The 14,074-nt window shown below is 67.9% G+C and carries 14 protein-coding genes; 8 read left to right on the forward strand and 6 right to left on the reverse strand.

The genetic code is table 11. From position 1 onward, the window contains the following. Nucleotides 1-67 precede the first annotated feature (67 nt). From sufU to VXJ25_RS00560, 6 genes are all read right to left on the reverse strand, one after another. Nucleotides 68-532 (reverse strand): Fe-S cluster assembly sulfur transfer protein SufU, encoded by a 465-nt coding sequence (sufU, locus tag VXJ25_RS00535; protein WP_330957254.1) that lies wholly within the window; start codon nt 530-532, stop codon nt 68-70. After that, complete coding sequence (locus tag VXJ25_RS00540) at nt 519-1,799, reverse strand: aminotransferase class V-fold PLP-dependent enzyme (protein ID WP_330957255.1); 1,281 nt, start codon at nt 1,797-1,799, stop codon at nt 519-521. Before VXJ25_RS00540 ends, sufU begins: the two co-directional genes overlap by 14 nt. A 2-nt stretch (nt 1,800-1,801) precedes the next feature. Further along, nucleotides 1,802-2,944 carry a SufB/SufD family protein gene (locus VXJ25_RS00545; RefSeq protein ID WP_330957256.1) on the reverse strand — a complete coding sequence of 381 codons (1,143 nt, stop codon included), beginning with the start codon at nt 2,942-2,944 and terminating at the stop codon, nt 1,802-1,804. Beyond that, nucleotides 2,944-4,371 (reverse strand): Fe-S cluster assembly protein SufB, encoded by a 1,428-nt coding sequence (gene sufB / locus VXJ25_RS00550; protein WP_330957257.1) that lies wholly within the window; start codon nt 4,369-4,371, stop codon nt 2,944-2,946. Before sufB ends, VXJ25_RS00545 begins: the two co-directional genes overlap by 1 nt. Further along, nucleotides 4,368-5,138, reverse strand: a complete 771-nt coding sequence (gene sufC / locus VXJ25_RS00555; protein ID WP_330957258.1) for a Fe-S cluster assembly ATPase SufC — start codon at nt 5,136-5,138, stop codon at nt 4,368-4,370. Before sufC ends, sufB begins: the two co-directional genes overlap by 4 nt. Nucleotides 5,139-5,359: 221 nt before the next feature. Next, on the reverse strand, nt 5,360-6,667 hold the full coding sequence (locus VXJ25_RS00560) for an alpha/beta hydrolase (RefSeq protein ID WP_330957259.1): 1,308 nt from the start codon (nt 6,665-6,667) through the stop codon (nt 5,360-5,362). 549 nt (nt 6,668-7,216) lie between these two features. On the opposite strand from VXJ25_RS00560, the gene VXJ25_RS00565 reads away from it, so the two are divergent. From VXJ25_RS00565 to gatB, 8 genes are all read left to right on the forward strand, one after another. Then, nucleotides 7,217-7,648 carry a PTS sugar transporter subunit IIA gene (locus VXJ25_RS00565; RefSeq protein ID WP_330957260.1) on the forward strand — a complete coding sequence of 144 codons (432 nt, stop codon included), beginning with the start codon at nt 7,217-7,219 and terminating at the stop codon, nt 7,646-7,648. Between the two features lie 39 nt (nt 7,649-7,687). Next, nucleotides 7,688-8,185, forward strand: a complete 498-nt coding sequence (locus tag VXJ25_RS00570) for a PTS system mannose/fructose/N-acetylgalactosamine-transporter subunit IIB (RefSeq protein ID WP_330957261.1) — start codon at nt 7,688-7,690, stop codon at nt 8,183-8,185. A 39-nt stretch (nt 8,186-8,224) separates the two neighbouring features. Further along, the gene (locus tag VXJ25_RS00575; protein ID WP_330957262.1) at nt 8,225-9,082 is read left to right on the forward strand and encodes a PTS mannose/fructose/sorbose/N-acetylgalactosamine transporter subunit IIC; all 858 of its coding nucleotides are present in this window, start codon (nt 8,225-8,227) and stop codon (nt 9,080-9,082) included. 2 nt (nt 9,083-9,084) lie between these two features. Continuing rightward, nucleotides 9,085-9,936 carry a PTS system mannose/fructose/sorbose family transporter subunit IID gene (locus tag VXJ25_RS00580; protein WP_330957263.1) on the forward strand — a complete coding sequence of 284 codons (852 nt, stop codon included), beginning with the start codon at nt 9,085-9,087 and terminating at the stop codon, nt 9,934-9,936. Nucleotides 9,937-9,951: 15 nt separating this feature from the next. Further along, entirely contained in the window at nt 9,952-10,401 is a 450-nt protein-coding gene (locus tag VXJ25_RS00585) for a hypothetical protein (RefSeq protein WP_330957264.1), read from the forward strand. A gap of 249 nt (nt 10,402-10,650) precedes the next feature. Beyond that, nucleotides 10,651-10,968: an Asp-tRNA(Asn)/Glu-tRNA(Gln) amidotransferase subunit GatC gene (gatC, locus tag VXJ25_RS00590; protein WP_330957265.1), complete on the forward strand. Its 318-nt coding sequence runs from the start codon at nt 10,651-10,653 to the stop codon at nt 10,966-10,968. After that, nucleotides 10,968-12,461 carry an Asp-tRNA(Asn)/Glu-tRNA(Gln) amidotransferase subunit GatA gene (gatA, locus tag VXJ25_RS00595; RefSeq protein WP_330957266.1) on the forward strand — a complete coding sequence of 498 codons (1,494 nt, stop codon included), beginning with the start codon at nt 10,968-10,970 and terminating at the stop codon, nt 12,459-12,461. Before gatC ends, gatA begins: the two co-directional genes overlap by 1 nt. Beyond that, nucleotides 12,461-14,029, forward strand: coding sequence for an Asp-tRNA(Asn)/Glu-tRNA(Gln) amidotransferase subunit GatB (gene gatB, locus VXJ25_RS00600; RefSeq protein ID WP_330957267.1), 1,569 nt, complete (start codon nt 12,461-12,463; stop codon nt 14,027-14,029). Before gatA ends, gatB begins: the two co-directional genes overlap by 1 nt. The last annotated feature ends 45 nt before the right edge of the window (nt 14,030-14,074 follow it).

Here is a 14,074-nt window from a genome sequence, read left to right on the forward strand (position 1 = left end):
TGGGCAGGTCCGGGCCGAATGGTGCGGGGCGCTCGGCGCGGCCCGGAGGCTGCGGCGCTCCCGGGCGCTAAGCGCCCTCGGTCGTGCTCGCCTCCGAGGACGCGCCCTTGAGCATCTCGGAGAGGGTGCGCCAGGCGAGCTCCGCGCACTTGACGCGCGCGGGCATGTGGCTCACGTCCTTGAGCATGGCGGCCTCGTCGAGGTCCTCGTCGAGCTTCTCCGCGTCGGTCTCCTTGCCGGTGACCATGTCCTTGAAGAGCTCGCAGAGGGCGACGGCCTCCTCGGGGGTCTTGCCGACCATGAGGTCGCTCATCATGTCGGCCGACGCCATGGAGACGGCGCAGCCGTGTCCGGTGTAGGCCGCCTCCTCGATCCTGCCGTCGTCGCCGAGCCTCACCTTGAGGTGCAGCTCGTCGCCGCAGCTCGGGTTGACGCCGTCGTGCTCGCAGGTGCAGGCTCCCATGTCGTACTTGTAGTCGGGGTGCGCGACGTGGTCCATGAACTGAGCGTTGTACAGGCTAGTTACGTCCATTGAAGATGCTCCAGACTTGCTCGAGGCCCTCGACGAGCCGGTCGATGTCCGCCTTGTCGTTGTAGAACGCCACGCTCGCGCGGCAGGTGCTGTTGTAGCCGAGGTAGGTGAGGAGGGGCTGCGCGCAGTGGTGGCCTGCGCGGATGCAGACGCCGCTCATGTCGAGGATCGACGCGACATCATGCGGGTGCACGCCGCGGACGTCGAAGCTCACGGCGCCCACGTGGCGCGCGCCGTCGGCGGGGCCCACGACGGTCACGAAGTCGAGTCCGGCGAGGGAGTCGGTCAGGTAGCGGGCGAGGAGGCGCTCGCGCCCCTCGACCTCCTCCATGCCGACGGACTCGAGGTAGGTGAGGTCGGCGTCGAAGGCGTAGGCGCCGGCGGCGTCCTGCGTGCCCGCCTCGAACTTCTGCGGCACGGGCGCCCAGACGGCGTCCTCCTCGGTCACCGAGTCGATCATCTCGCCGCCGGTCAGGAAGGGCGGCATCCGCTCGAGGAGGTCGTGCTTGCCCCACAGGACGCCGATCCCCATCGGGCCGCCCATCTTGTGCGCGCTGAAGGCCAGGAAGTCGCAACCGAGCTCGCGGACGTCGACCTTGAGGTGCGGGACGCTCTGGGCACCGTCGACCACGCACAGGGCGCCGACCGCGTGGGCCGCGGCGGCGATCGGGCGGATGTCGTTCTCCACGCCGAGGACGTTGGAGACGTGGGTCACCGAGACGATCTTGGTCCTGGGCCCGATCTTGCGCGCGACCTCCTCGGGCGTGATGCGGTAGTCGTCCAGCCTGAGGTAGACGAGCTTGGCGCCGGTCCGGCGGCAGACCTGCTGCCAGGGGATGATGTTGGAGTGGTGCTCCATGATGGAGACGCAGACCTCGTCACCGGGACCGAGCCCGACGACGTCGGGAAGCGTGTGGGCGAGGAGGTTCAGCGACTCGCTCGCGTTGCGCGTGAAGACGACGTCGTCTGCGGCGGGCTCGCCGTCCTCGCCGACGGCTCCGATGGTGCGCGCAATGTGGGCGCGGGCGTCGGCGATGGCCTGGGTGGCCTCGACGGAGAGGCGGTAGAGGCCGCGCAGGGGGTTGGCGTTCATCGTCTCGTAGAAGCGACGCTGGGCGTCGAGCACCTGCCTGGGACGCTGCGACGTGGCGGCGCTGTCCAGGAATGCGAGGTCGGGGTTGTCCGCGAGCAGCGGGAAGTCCGCCTTGTACGGGCTCTGGGCGATGAGGGCGAGCTCGTCTGCGGTGAGGGTCGTGCTTGCCGTCATGGCTAGGCCTCCTCTCGCGTGTCGGAGCACTCGAGCTCGAGGCCCTCGGCGAGGTCGAGTGCGACCTCCTGGCCGAGGACCGCCGCAGCGCGGTCGAGGACCGCCCTGCGGGCGGACGCGGTCGGGGAGGAGATAACGGCGTCGTCGAAGAGCGCCCTCACGAAGAGGTCGTTCGCCTCCTCCTCGCTGAGGCCGCGGTCGCGCAGGTACTGCAGCTGCTCGCCGCCGATCGAGCCGATCGTGGCGCCGTGGTTGCCCTGGACGTCGTCCTCGTCGCACAGGATGACCGGCATGGTCTTGTTGACTACGTCGTCGCCGGTAACAAGGACCGTCTCCGCCTCGTCGCCCTTGGCGCCCTTGGCGCCGTGGACGAGGTCGATGGTGGCACGCAGGCTCTTGTGTGCCGCGTCCGCGAGCACGCCGCTCTCGTCCACGTGGGCGCGGCTGTTCTCTCCGCGCTGGCGCACGACGTGGTTGATGTCTAGGACGCCGGTGCCCCTGCCGAGGTAGCGCGTCTGGAGCCTGATCCTGGCGCGGTCGCCCGCGAGGTCCGCCGTGAGGCCCACGGCCTGGGTAGCGCCGCCGAGGAGGTACTGGCGCACCTCGATGGTAGCGTCGTCGTCGGCCACGATGCCGACGCTCTCGAGGTGGGTCTCGGCGTCCGGGAGGGCGAGGACCTCGAAGAGGTGGAGCTTCGCGCGTTTCTCGCACACGATGCGGGTGAGCGCGGCGGAGGTCGCGGCCTCGCTGCCGCTGCCGTGGGCGACCACGACGACCGTCGCCTCGGCGCCCTCGCGGATCATGACCCCTGTGTCTGCGACCTGGCCGGCGTCGGCGTCTACGTCGACGACGACGGGCTCCGTGCGCACCGTGTTCCGGGGGACCTCGACGTAGGTGGCGTCTGCCGCCTGGCTCGTGACCCACTCGGTCACCTTGTCGCCCATGCCGCACTCGATCCTACCGAAGAGCTGGGGGAGGGCGAAGTAGACGTCTCCCTTGCGCGAGAGCGCGGGCACCGTGAGGGTTATGTCGTTGGCCCTGAGGTAGTTCCAGGTCTCGGCGGGGGGCGTGTTGACGTGGGAGAGGGTGACCTTGCGGGGCTCGTTCGCTACGGCGGCCCCGAGCGTTGCGTTATCGTCCGCCATTAGCCGATCGCTCCTTCCATCTCGAGCTTGATCAGGTTGTTCATCTCGACCGCGTACTCCAGCGGGAGCTCCTTGGACACGGGGTTGGCAAAGCCGTTGACGACCATGGTGCGGGCCTCGGCCTCCGAGCAGCCGCGGCTCATGAGGTAGAGGATCGTGTCGTCGGAGATGCGGCCGATCGTGGCCTCGTGGCCGACGCTCGCGGTGGGGTTGCGCACGTCCATGGCCGGGATGGTGTCGGAGCGGCTGATGTTGTCGAGCATGAGGGACTGGCAGCTCACCGTGGCGCGCGCGTTGTCGGCGTGCTTGCCCACGACGATGGAGCTCCTGAAGGTGTTGACGCCGCCGTCCTTGGAGATGGACTTGGTCTCCACCGAGCCGGTCGTGTCGCGGCCGTTGAGGACGACCTTGCAGCCGGTGTCGAGGTCCTGGGTGGCGCCGGCGAAGGTGATGCCGGTGAACTCGCAGCTCGAGCGGTCCCCCTGCAGGATCGTGGTGGGGTAGAGGTAGGAGACGTGGCTGCCGAAGCTGCCGGAGACCCACTCCATCTTGGAGTCCGCCCCCACCTTGGCGCGCTTGGTGTTGAGGTTATACATGTTCTTGGACCAGTTCTCGATGGTCGAGTAGCGCAGGCGCGCGTGGTCCTTCACGTAGAGCTCGACCGCGCCGGCGTGCAGGTTGGCCTCGTAGTACTTGGGCGCCGAGCAGCCCTCGATGAAGTGCAGGTCCGCGCCGGGCTCCACGATGATCAGCGTGTGCTCGAACTGGCCCGCGCCCTGGGCGTTCAGGCGGAAGTAGCTCTGGAGCGGGTACTCCACGGTCACTCCTGCGGGCACGTAGACGAACGAGCCGCCCGACCACACGGCGTAGTGCAGCGCCGCGAACTTGTGGTCGCGCATGGGGATGAGCTTGCCGAAGTACTCGTGGACGACGGGCTCCCACTTGGGGTCCTGCAGCGCGTCCTCGATCGTGGTGTAGACCACGCCGTACTTGGCGACCTCCTCGCGCATGTTGTGGTAGACGATCTCCGAGTCGTACTGGGCACCGACGCCGGCCAGCGAGTCGCGCTCCGCCTGCGGGATGCCGAGGCGCTCGAAGGTGTCCTTGATGTCCTTCGGCACGTCGTCCCAGTCCCTCGCCTGCTTGGTCTTGGGCGAGACGTACGTGGAGATGTGGTCCATGTCGAGCCCGGCGATGGAGGGGCCCCAGTTGGGCGCCATCTGCCGCTCGTGGAAGACCTCGAGCGCCTCGAGGCGCAGGTCGAGCATCCACTGGGGCTCGCTCTTCTTCTCGGAGATGGAGCGCACGATCTCGGGCGTGAGGCCGTCGGCGTAGCGCTCGTATCCCTCCTCGCTCTTCACGAAGTCGTAGATGGAGCGGTCGACGTCGGCGACCTGCGTCCTCTTGACGTCTCGGGTGTCGCTCACTCGGCATCACCCCTCGCCTCAGCCTCGCGCTCGAAGCGCTCGAAGCCGTGGGCGTCGATGTCGTCGATCAGCGAGGCGGGGCCCTCCGCAACGAGGCGGCCCTTCACCATCACGTGCGTGCGGTCGACGGTGAGCTTCTCGAGGATGCGGGTGTTGTGCGTGATCATGAGCAGCGCGCCGTCGCAGGTCCTGCGGTAGGCCTCGATGCCGCGCGAGACGACGGAGAGGGCGTCGACGTCGAGGCCGGAGTCGGTCTCGTCGAGGATGGCCAGCTTGGGCTTGAGCAGCAGGAGCTGGAGCATCTCGATCTTCTTCTTCTCGCCGCCCGAGAAGCCCACGTTGAGCTCGCGGGTGAGGAAGCTCTGGTTGAGGTCGAGCTCGTCGGCGATGTCGCCCACGCGCTTGCGGAACTCCTTGGCGGTCATCTTGAGCTCGGGACGCTTCTGGGTGATGGTGCGCAGGAAGCTGTAGAGGGGCACGCCGGGGACCTCGACGGGTGCCTGGTAGGAGAGGAAGATGCCGGCCAGGGAGCGCTTGTCGGCGCCCTCGTCCGTGAGGTCCTGCCCCGCGAACTCGATCCGGCCGGAGCTGACCTTGTAGACGGGGTCGCCCATGATCACGTGGCCGAGCGTTGACTTGCCCGCGCCGTTGGGCCCCATGAGGACGTGGGTCTCGCCGGCCGCGACCGAGATGTCGATGTCGTGCAGGATGGGGTTGTCCTCGGTCCCAGCCGAGAGGCCTGATACTCGAAGTAGCTGCTCTGACATGTGCTTCTCTCCTATGTCCGTCTGATGGCAGAACGCGTGTGGCCCACGTCCGGTGCGGGGCCGGGCTGGCCTGGGCTGACACGGCTAATGCTACCCCCCTGAGTGCATTTATAGCCGCGGGCCCTTTTGTTTCACGCAATTCATACTAATTAGTAGGAATTAAAACTCAAGGGAAAAGTGGGGAGGTCGCGGAGGGAGCCGGAATCGGGGCGAGGCCACGCCTAGACGCGGCGCGAGAGGAAGTCGAAGACGGCGTGCCAGTAGCGCTCGGGCTCGGCCAGCTCGAGCGTGAGGTGGCCCGCCTTGTCGAAGGACTCGATCCTGTGGTCGAGCGTGGGGTTGAGCTCGCGCGCCCTGCGCCACAGGAGCGTTGACATGTAGGGGGGCACGAGGGTGTCGCGCGCTCCCTGGAGGAACAGCACGCCCACGCGCAGGTCGCCGAGGTACTCCTGCGGGCTCGCGGCGGCGATGTCGTAGCCGCCCCTCTGGTGGCGCAGGTAGGAGCGGACGAGGTCCATGGCGGGGTGCACGTCGAGGCCGAGGGCGTGGTAGAGGCAGCAGGCGGCCATCCAGGCGTCCGTGTAGCAGTTCTCCGCCACGACGGCCGTCACCTCCTCGGGCAGGGACTGCTCGCCGGCGGCCATGAGCGCCGCAGCGGCCCCCATGCCGCTGCCGTGCAGGACGACGCTGCGCGCGCCCTCGTCCACGGCCCAGCTGGCCCAGGCGACGACGTCGAGGCTGTCGAGGTAGCCGAGGCCGACCCACTCGCCAGCGCTTTGCCCGGATGCGCGCAGGTCGCACACCACGGCCGAGAAGCCCGCCTCGACGTAGCGCCTGACGAGGGGCATGACCTCCTCCCAGCTACCGCGGTAGTCGTGGAGGAGGATGACCCAGCGCTGGCTGCCGCGGCCGTCGGCGCCCGTCGGCTCGGCGCGGAAGACCCGGGCGTGCAGCGCGCAGCCGTCGCTCGACGTGACGTCCGCCTCCTCGGGGCCGCCATGCCTGGCGAGCCAGGCGGCTGTGGCGCGGGCCTCGGCCGCGCGATTGCGCTCGATCCGCTCGCGAAGGTGCGCCTTGAGTGGGGCCGTGAGCATGGTGCGACGGGGGTCGGCGGGGTCTGCGAGGAAGCCGCCCAGCTCTGTGCCTGCCATCCCGTCGGGGGAGGGGACGGCGTCGGGGGAGGCGGGGGTACCGGGGGACGGGACGGCGTCAGAGCGCCCGAGGGTCGCCCGGGCGAAGCGGCGCGCCACCGAGCGCGCGCCGACGAGGCCCGCGAAGGGCAGGACGCAGAAGAGGCAGGTGACGGGCCACCAGCCGATCACCCAAGCCGCGAAGGCGACGAGGAAGAGGAAGAGGAGAGACATCGCGAGCCGGACCAGCGGCAGGGGGCTGGGCTTGTCCTGAGGCTCCACCTTGCGAAGGACGTTGGTGGGGAGGCGCCTCACCTCGGCGACGGAGACGGCCGTCGGCGTCGAGAGGGGACGTGTCCCCTCGAGCCCGGAGCCGCCCCTCCGCTTGCCTCGTGCCATGCGCGTCCCCCTCCTGCTGGCACCCCGACGCGCGGTCCGAGGGACGGCGCGGGGCGTCCGTCTCGACGGATCCCTACTATTTAGTAGATTTTGAATTATACCCTCGCGGCGCCTGCGCCCGGCGCCACGAGGGACGCTGTATGGGATTGTTCCCAGGTTGTTTCAGGATGATGAAGCGTGGCTGTCATTGGTTACTTTTGTTGTGCAATCTGTTCGAGAACTTATCCGCTCCAATTCGGCGAACGGGCTGTACGTCTGGAAGTCGGGCTAGTATAGTTCTTGGTTGTATTTTGTGTGGATAGTCTGTGTTGAACAGGTGATGCTGGTTTCGGCTAGTCCCAATCGCCTCGCCCGTGGCAACCTCGCGGGCGCTCGAGTGCGATTTGGCCTCTTCTGGTATCTCGTGGTGGGGTGTAGGGAGGTGCGCGCGTGGCGAGCCAGCGCCTGGGCCGAGGCCCGGTGCCGGGCAGGTGGGAAGCTTCTCACACCCGCGCGTCGTCCACGTCCTTCTCCCCGCCATGTGTGTAGGGCTGCGCGAAGGGAGAACGAATGAAGTACCTGCTCATCGTAAGCCACGGGACCATGGCGCCGGGGGTCAAGAGCGTCCTCGAGATGCTTCTCGGCAAGCGCGACAACGTGCTCGCCTACAGCATGGAGGACGGCGTCTCCGCGGACGACTTCGTCGCCAACCTCAAGAAGGTCATCGAGCCGGTCACGCCGGACGACGAGGTGGTCGTCCTCGGCGACATCATCGGCGGCTCGCCCCTCACCAACACCCTTAACACCCTGACGGAGAAGGGCCTCCTTCCCCACACCATCGCCTTCGGCGGCGTCAACCTGCCGATGGCGATCAGCGCACTCATGGCTATCGAGGACGGTCTTGACGACGACGCCCTCAGGGCACAGGTCCTCGGCGAGTCCGCGGCGGCCATCAAGGAGGTCGAGCTCGCGATCGCTGACGAGGACGAGGAAGACCTGTAAGGCAAGAAAGGAACCGCAGGAAAGGAAGGAGCGCAAGACATGATTAGCTTCGTTCGCATCGATGACCGCATGATCCACGGCCAGACCGTCACGCGCTGGAGCCGCGAGTACCCCTGCGACGGCATCGTCGCCGTCAACGACGTCGCCGCCAGCAACCCCGTGCTCAAGGCCGCCTACAAGGGCGCCGCGCCGGACAAGAAGATCTTCGTCTGGACGATGGACCACTTCAACGAGAAGAAGGATTCGGTCCTGAGCTCGAAGTCCAACTACTTCCTGATCACCAAGAACCCGCTGGACATGAAGCACATCCTCGTGGACCTCGACTTCAAGCCCTCCGACGTCAAGACCGTCGTCGTCGGTCCCTGCAACGACCGCCCCGGCACCGTGAAGCTGGGAAACAACCAGTCGATCACGCAGGAGGAGGCCCAGGCGTTCGAGGACATCGAGAACAAGGGCTACGACGTCTGGTTCGCGCTGATCAAGGAGGCGGCCATCGGGCACTGGCCGGACTTCCGCGGCAAGTTCGACCTCAAGTAGTCCAGGTAGGTCTGACAACAAGGAAGGTGGATTCCTGTCATGACGATCAACATCGTCCAAGCGATATTCCTTGGGCTCTTCGCGTGCCTCGCATCGCTCCCGGGCATGGGTGGCACCACCATCGGTAACTACACGCTCGGCCGGCCCCTCGTCGGCGGTCTCATCGTCGGCATCATCATGGGCAACGTCGGCCTCGGCATCATCGTTGGTGCGGCCATCCAGGTCGTCTACATCGCCCTCGTCACCCCTGGCGGCACGGTCTCCGCGGACGTGCGCGCCGTCACCTACATCGGCATCCCCCTCGCGATGATGGGCATCACCGCACAGGGCCTCGACCCCAACAGCGCCGCCGCCGCAGGCTACGCCGCCTCCATCGGCTCGGCCGTCGGCACGCTCGGCACCGTCCTGTTCTACGGCACCCAGACCATGAACCTCGTCTGGCAGGGCATCGGCTGGAAGGCCATGGACGCCGGTAACTGGGGCAACATCAAGAAGACGCTGCCCCTCGTCGACTACGTCTTCCCCTGGATCTCCCACATCCTGTTCTCCTTCCTCCCGACCGTCGTGATCTGCATGGCCGGCCCCACCATGGTCGACCTCATGAAGGAGTACCTCCCCATGGACGGTCTCTTCATGAAGACGCTCTTCACCGTCGGCTCGCTGCTTCCCACCGTCGGTATCGCGATCCTCTGCCGCCAGGTCATCGACGGATGGCAGGACTGGGTCACCTTCATCGTCGGCTTCATGCTGGCCGCCGTGCTCGGCATGAACCTGATCGCCTCCGCGATCGTCGCAGTCTTTGTCGCCCTTATTAACTTCGAGATCAAGACCATCGCAGCTCGTCCCGCCGTCGCGGCCGGTCCTGCGCTCGACGATGATGACGAGGAGGACATCTAATCATGGCTGAGCTCAAGAAGACTTCGGATGCGACCCGCAAGAGCGTGTTCCTGCGCTGGGCGTACGGCAACCTCACCTGCTTCACGCAAGAGCACATGCAGACCTTCGGCTACCTTGCCGCCATGCTGCCCGCCATCGACGAGCTGTACGACAAGGACGAGGACAAGGTCGAGGCGCTGAAGACCTACAGCGCGTTCTTCAACACCGAGCCGCAGATCGGATCGATCGTCGTCGGCCTGACGGTCGGCCTCGAGGAGGCCCGCGCCAACGGCGAGCCGATGGACTCCGAGACCATCAACGGAATCCGCGCCGGCCTCATGGGCCCGCTCGCGGGCCTCGGCGACTCCATCATCGTCGGCACCTTCATCCCCATCCTGCTCGGCATCGCCATGGGCCTCTCCCAGGGCGGTTCCGTCCTCGGCCCGATCTTCTACATCGTCGCCTGGAACGCCCTCATGTACTTCGGCATGAAGTACGCCTTCGACCAGGGCTACTCCATGGGCGGCGCCGCGGTCGAGGCGCTCGTCGGCCCGCAGTCGGCGGCCCTTCGCTCCGCGATCGGCACGGTCGGCACCATGGTCATCGGCGCCGTCGCCGGCACCTGGGTGTCCATCTCCACCTCCTTCGCCGTCCAGTTCTCCGCGGACAGCGCGTTCGTCCTGCAGAAGACCCTCGACGGCATCATGCCCAAGGCGCTGAACCTCCTGTTCGTGTACCTGTGCTGGTGGCTCATGACCAAGAAGAAGATCAGCCCGACCATCGTCATGCTGATCCTCGTGGTCATCGCCCTCGTCGGCTGCATCACCATCCCGGGCATCAACACGTCCTTCTTCGACCCGGGCCTGTCCTACTAGCGAGAAGGGACGTCGATGGCACGAGAGGGAGGCAGGCGTCCCGGCGCCTCGCATGAGACGTCGGACCCACTGCTCAAGGAGGCGCAGGACCAGACCCGCGCCCTCATGAGGCTCCAGGCCTACAAGCGCCTCGCGTACTCGCTCGTGGCCATCGGCGTCATCCTCGTCTGGTGGGGCCTCGTGGGCGGTTCGAGCAGGGCGGCCGGCGTCGCCGGCGTCGTGCTCGTCGCGATCGGCGTCCCCTCGAGCGCGGTGCTCTACGTGGGCATCAAGCACGGGAAGCAGAACGTCGAGAACATGCTCTTCGACTACGAGGTCCAGCACGCAGGAAGGCCCTCGACCCGCGAGGAGATCGACTCCCAGATCATGGGCGAGACGCCCCGAGCGATCGAGAGGGCGATTGATGCCGCCAACAGGCGCTCGGAGGGCCGGACGCACAAGAGGCGCAAGGCCGGTGGCCGCTAGGGCCACGAGCGCAGAGCGGCAAGAGACTTAGGGGGCCCCGGACGCACGTCTGGGGCCCCTTCGTCGTGCGCGGGCCCCTCGTGCGGCGCCCGCCTGCATCCGTCTGCACCCACCTGCCTGCCCGCACCCCCGGCCCCAGGGCGCGTCACGTCGGCGTTACGCCTCCGTGCGCGCCGCGGCCGCGGCGCGCCCATTCGCTAGAATGGCCCTTGCAAACCACCTTACGGACTAAGACTGAGAGGAGAGTCCATGGCTCTCAGCAAGCAGGACGTCGCGGGCATAGCGGACTACGCCCGCATCGCCCTCGACGACGAGGAGCTCGAGGAGATGTGCCGGTACATGAACGAGACCGTGCAGATTCTCCAGCCGATACGCGAGTACGACCTCGAGGGCGTCGAGCCCACCTTCCATCCCATCGGGGACCTCTCCAACGTGATGGGGGAGGACGTCGTGGACGACTCCGTGCGCGCGCTCGACATCGACACGGCCCTCGCGAACGCCGGTGCCAAGCGCGACCGCTACTTCCGCGTGCCCTCGATCCTTGGCAACGACGGGGGTGACCGCTGATGGCGAGCCTCGACGAGCTGAGCAGCGCGCAGATCGCGCGCGGCGTCGCGGACGGGAGCTTCTCCGCCACCGAGGTGGCGCGGGCCTCCCTCGACGCCATCGACGCGCGCGAGGGCGAGGTCCAGGCCTTCCTCGAGGTCTCGCGCGACCTGGCGCTGGCTGCCGCGGCCGAGACCGACCGCAGGCGCGCGGCGGGCGAGCCCCTGGGGCCGCTTGCGGGCGTCCCCGTCGCCTTCAAGGACAACATGCACCTCGTGGGAACGAGGACCACCTGCGCCTCGAGGATGCTCGAGAACTACGACTCCAAGTTCACGGCTACCTGTGTACAGCGCATGCTCGACGCGGGCGCGACGCCCGTGGGCAAGACGAACATGGACGAGTTCGCGTTCGGGTCCTCCACCGAGTCCTCCGCCTTCCACTGCACCTACAACCCCTGGGACACCACCCGCGTCCCAGGCGGCTCCTCCGGCGGGTCGGCCGCCTCGGTCGCGTCCGGCGAGGTCACCCTCGCCCTGGGCTCGGACACCGGCGGCTCCATCCGCCAGCCCGCGAGCTTCTGCGGCGTCGTGGGGCTCAAGCCCACCTACGGGGCGGTCTCGCGCTACGGGGTCGTGGCCTTCGGCTCCTCGCTCGACCAGGTCGGCCCCTTCGGCCGCAGCGTCGAGGACGTCGCGCTCGCGATGTGCGCCCTGACGGCGGGCGGCCGCGACCCGTACGACTCCACGAGCCAGGACTGCTCGGTCGACTTCCTCGAGCACCTCGAGGACCCGATCGAGGGCGCGACCGTCGGCGTGATCCCCTCTCTCATGGAGGCGGAGGGCCTGACCGACGAGGTCAGGCACGCGATCGAGGCCGCCGAGCGCGCCCTCGAGGACCAGGGCGCGAGGATCGTGGAGGTCGAGCTCCCCAACATGGCGAGCTCCATCTCGGCCTACTACGTGATCGCGCCCTGCGAGGCCTTCTCGAACCTCGCACGCTTCGACGGCGTCCGCTACGGCTACCAGGAGCCGGGCTGCGCCACGCTCGCCGAGCAGACGGCGCTCTCGCGGGCCCACGGCTTCGGCGAGGAGGCCAAGCGGCGCCAGATGCTCGGTGCCTACCTGCTCGCCTCGGGCGTCTACGACCAGTACTACTACCCGGCGCAGCAGGTCAGGACCCTGATTACCCAGGACTACGCGCGCGCCTACGAGGCCTGCGACGTGATCCTCATGCCGGCGTCCCCGAGGACGGCCTTCCGCTTCGGCGAGATCTCCGACCCGACGCAGATGTACCTCTCGGACATGTACACGATCTCCAACAACATCGCCGGCAACGGCGGCGTCTCCGTCCCGCTCGGCCTCGGGGAGGACTCGGGGCTTCCCGTGTCCGCCCAGCTGCAGGGGCCTGCCTTCTCGGACCGCAGGCTGCTGAGGTTCGCGCGCGCCATCGAGCGCGCGTTCGACGCGAGGGGCAAGGTCGCCCCCGCCTTCGCCGGGAAGGGGGGCGAGCTCTAGTGAGGAGCCTTACGGAGGTGCTCGAGGACTGGGAGGCCGTCATCGGCCTGGAGGTCCACACCGAGCTGACCACGCTCGAGACGAAGATGTTCTGCAACTGCAGGCTCAGCCACGACGACGCGCCCAACACCAACGTGTGCCCCGTCTGCCTCGGCATGCCGGGCGCCCTCCCGGTCCCCAACCGGAAGGCCATCCAGAGCATCGTGATGGCGGGCCTGGCGACCAACTGCCAGATCCAGAAGCACTCGATGTTCTACCGCAAGCACTACTTCTACCCTGACATGTCGAAGAACTTCCAGACCACCCAGGGCCCGGTCGCGTTCTGCATGTACGGCCACCTCGACCTGGAGGTCTCCGGCGAGGGCGCCAAGGAGCGCCCGGACGGCGTGGAGACGGGGACCGACACGGTGAGCGCGCACGACGAGGCGAACCCCGTCGTGGTCCACAAGGCGGACGACGGCTCCTACACCGTGCCCATCAGGATCCTTCGCATCCACATGGAGGAGGACGCCGCCAAGATGGTGCACGTGGGCGGCGAGGAGGGCAGGATCGCCAGCGCGACCGAGTCCCTCGTCGACTACAACCGCTGCGGCACGCCCCTGATCGAGCTCGTCACCGAGCCCGACCTACGAACGCCCGAGGAGGCCCGCCTGTTCATGGAGAAGCTCCAGCAGACGTTCCGCACCCTCGGCATCTCGGACTGCTCGCTCGAGAGCGGCTCGATGCGCTGCGACGGCAACGTGAGCCTCAGGCGGCGCGGCACGCGCGGGCTGGGCACCAAGACGGAGCTCAAGAACATCAACTCCTTCAAGAGCCTCCACGACGGCCTCGAGTACGAGATCCGCCGCCAGGCGGAGGTGCTGGAGGAGGGCGGCGTCATCTACCAGGAGACGCGCCACTGGGAGCCCAACCGCAAGCGCACCATCGTGATGCGCGTCAAGGAGACGGCCGACGACTACCGGATGATGCCCGACCCGGACCTCGCCCCCTTCGACCTCACGGACGACTTCATCGAGGGGTGCCGCGCGCGCATCCCGGAGCTGCCGGACGCCAAGAGGGACCGCTACGTGTCCGAGATGGGCCTCAAGCGCGTCGACGCGGCGCAGATCGCCGGAGACCCCGCGACGGCAGCGCTCTTCGAGGAGGCCTGCTCCGCCGTCGAGGACAAGGTGCGCCCGACGGTGGCGAACGTCGTCGTGAATCTGCTGCCCGCCTTCAAGGGGCTCACGGCCGCGCAGGTCGCCTCCGTCTCCGGGCTGCTCGCGGCGGACGCGATCACGTTCGCCCAGGCGCGCGAGGTGCTCGAGGCCGTCGACGGCACCGGCGAGGACCCGGCGAAGGTCGTCGACGAGCGCGGGATGCGCCAGAGCACGGACGCCGGCGCCCTCGAGCCGGTCGTGGACGAGGTGCTCGCGCGCTGCACGGACCAGGTGCGGCAGTACCGCGAGGGCAACAGGAAGGTCCTGGGCTTCCTCGTCGGCCAGTGCATGAAGGCCTCCAAGGGCGCGGGCGTCAAGGGCAACCCCAAGCTCTTCAACCAGCTCCTCGCCGCGAGGCTCGAACAGTAGGTGTCCGGCGCCAGGAGGCGCTGGGCGAGAAGGGCGTGCGGCCGC

The sequence above is a fragment of the Olsenella absiana genome (assembly GCF_036408855.1).
Taxonomy (GTDB): Bacteria; Actinomycetota; Coriobacteriia; order Coriobacteriales; family Atopobiaceae; genus Olsenella_K; species Olsenella_K absiana.

Excerpts from the sequence above, each read along its gene's own strand:
- sufU (WP_330957254.1), bottom strand. The coding sequence starts at position 532 with ATGGACGTAACTAGCCTGTACAACGCTCAGTTCATGGACCACGTCGCG.
- VXJ25_RS00540 (WP_330957255.1), bottom strand. The coding sequence starts at position 1,799 with ATGACGGCAAGCACGACCCTCACCGCAGACGAGCTCGCCCTCATCGCC.
- VXJ25_RS00545 (WP_330957256.1), bottom strand. The coding sequence starts at position 2,944 with ATGGCGGACGATAACGCAACGCTCGGGGCCGCCGTAGCGAACGAGCCC.
- sufC (WP_330957258.1), bottom strand. The coding sequence starts at position 5,138 with ATGTCAGAGCAGCTACTTCGAGTATCAGGCCTCTCGGCTGGGACCGAG.
- VXJ25_RS00560 (WP_330957259.1), bottom strand. The coding sequence starts at position 6,667 with ATGGCACGAGGCAAGCGGAGGGGCGGCTCCGGGCTCGAGGGGACACGT.
- VXJ25_RS00565 (WP_330957260.1), top strand. The coding sequence starts at position 7,217 with ATGAAGTACCTGCTCATCGTAAGCCACGGGACCATGGCGCCGGGGGTC.
- VXJ25_RS00570 (WP_330957261.1), top strand. The coding sequence starts at position 7,688 with ATGATTAGCTTCGTTCGCATCGATGACCGCATGATCCACGGCCAGACC.
- VXJ25_RS00575 (WP_330957262.1), top strand. The coding sequence starts at position 8,225 with ATGACGATCAACATCGTCCAAGCGATATTCCTTGGGCTCTTCGCGTGC.
- VXJ25_RS00580 (WP_330957263.1), top strand. The coding sequence starts at position 9,085 with ATGGCTGAGCTCAAGAAGACTTCGGATGCGACCCGCAAGAGCGTGTTC.
- VXJ25_RS00585 (WP_330957264.1), top strand. The coding sequence starts at position 9,952 with ATGGCACGAGAGGGAGGCAGGCGTCCCGGCGCCTCGCATGAGACGTCG.
- gatC (WP_330957265.1), top strand. The coding sequence starts at position 10,651 with ATGGCTCTCAGCAAGCAGGACGTCGCGGGCATAGCGGACTACGCCCGC.
- gatA (WP_330957266.1), top strand. The coding sequence starts at position 10,968 with ATGGCGAGCCTCGACGAGCTGAGCAGCGCGCAGATCGCGCGCGGCGTC.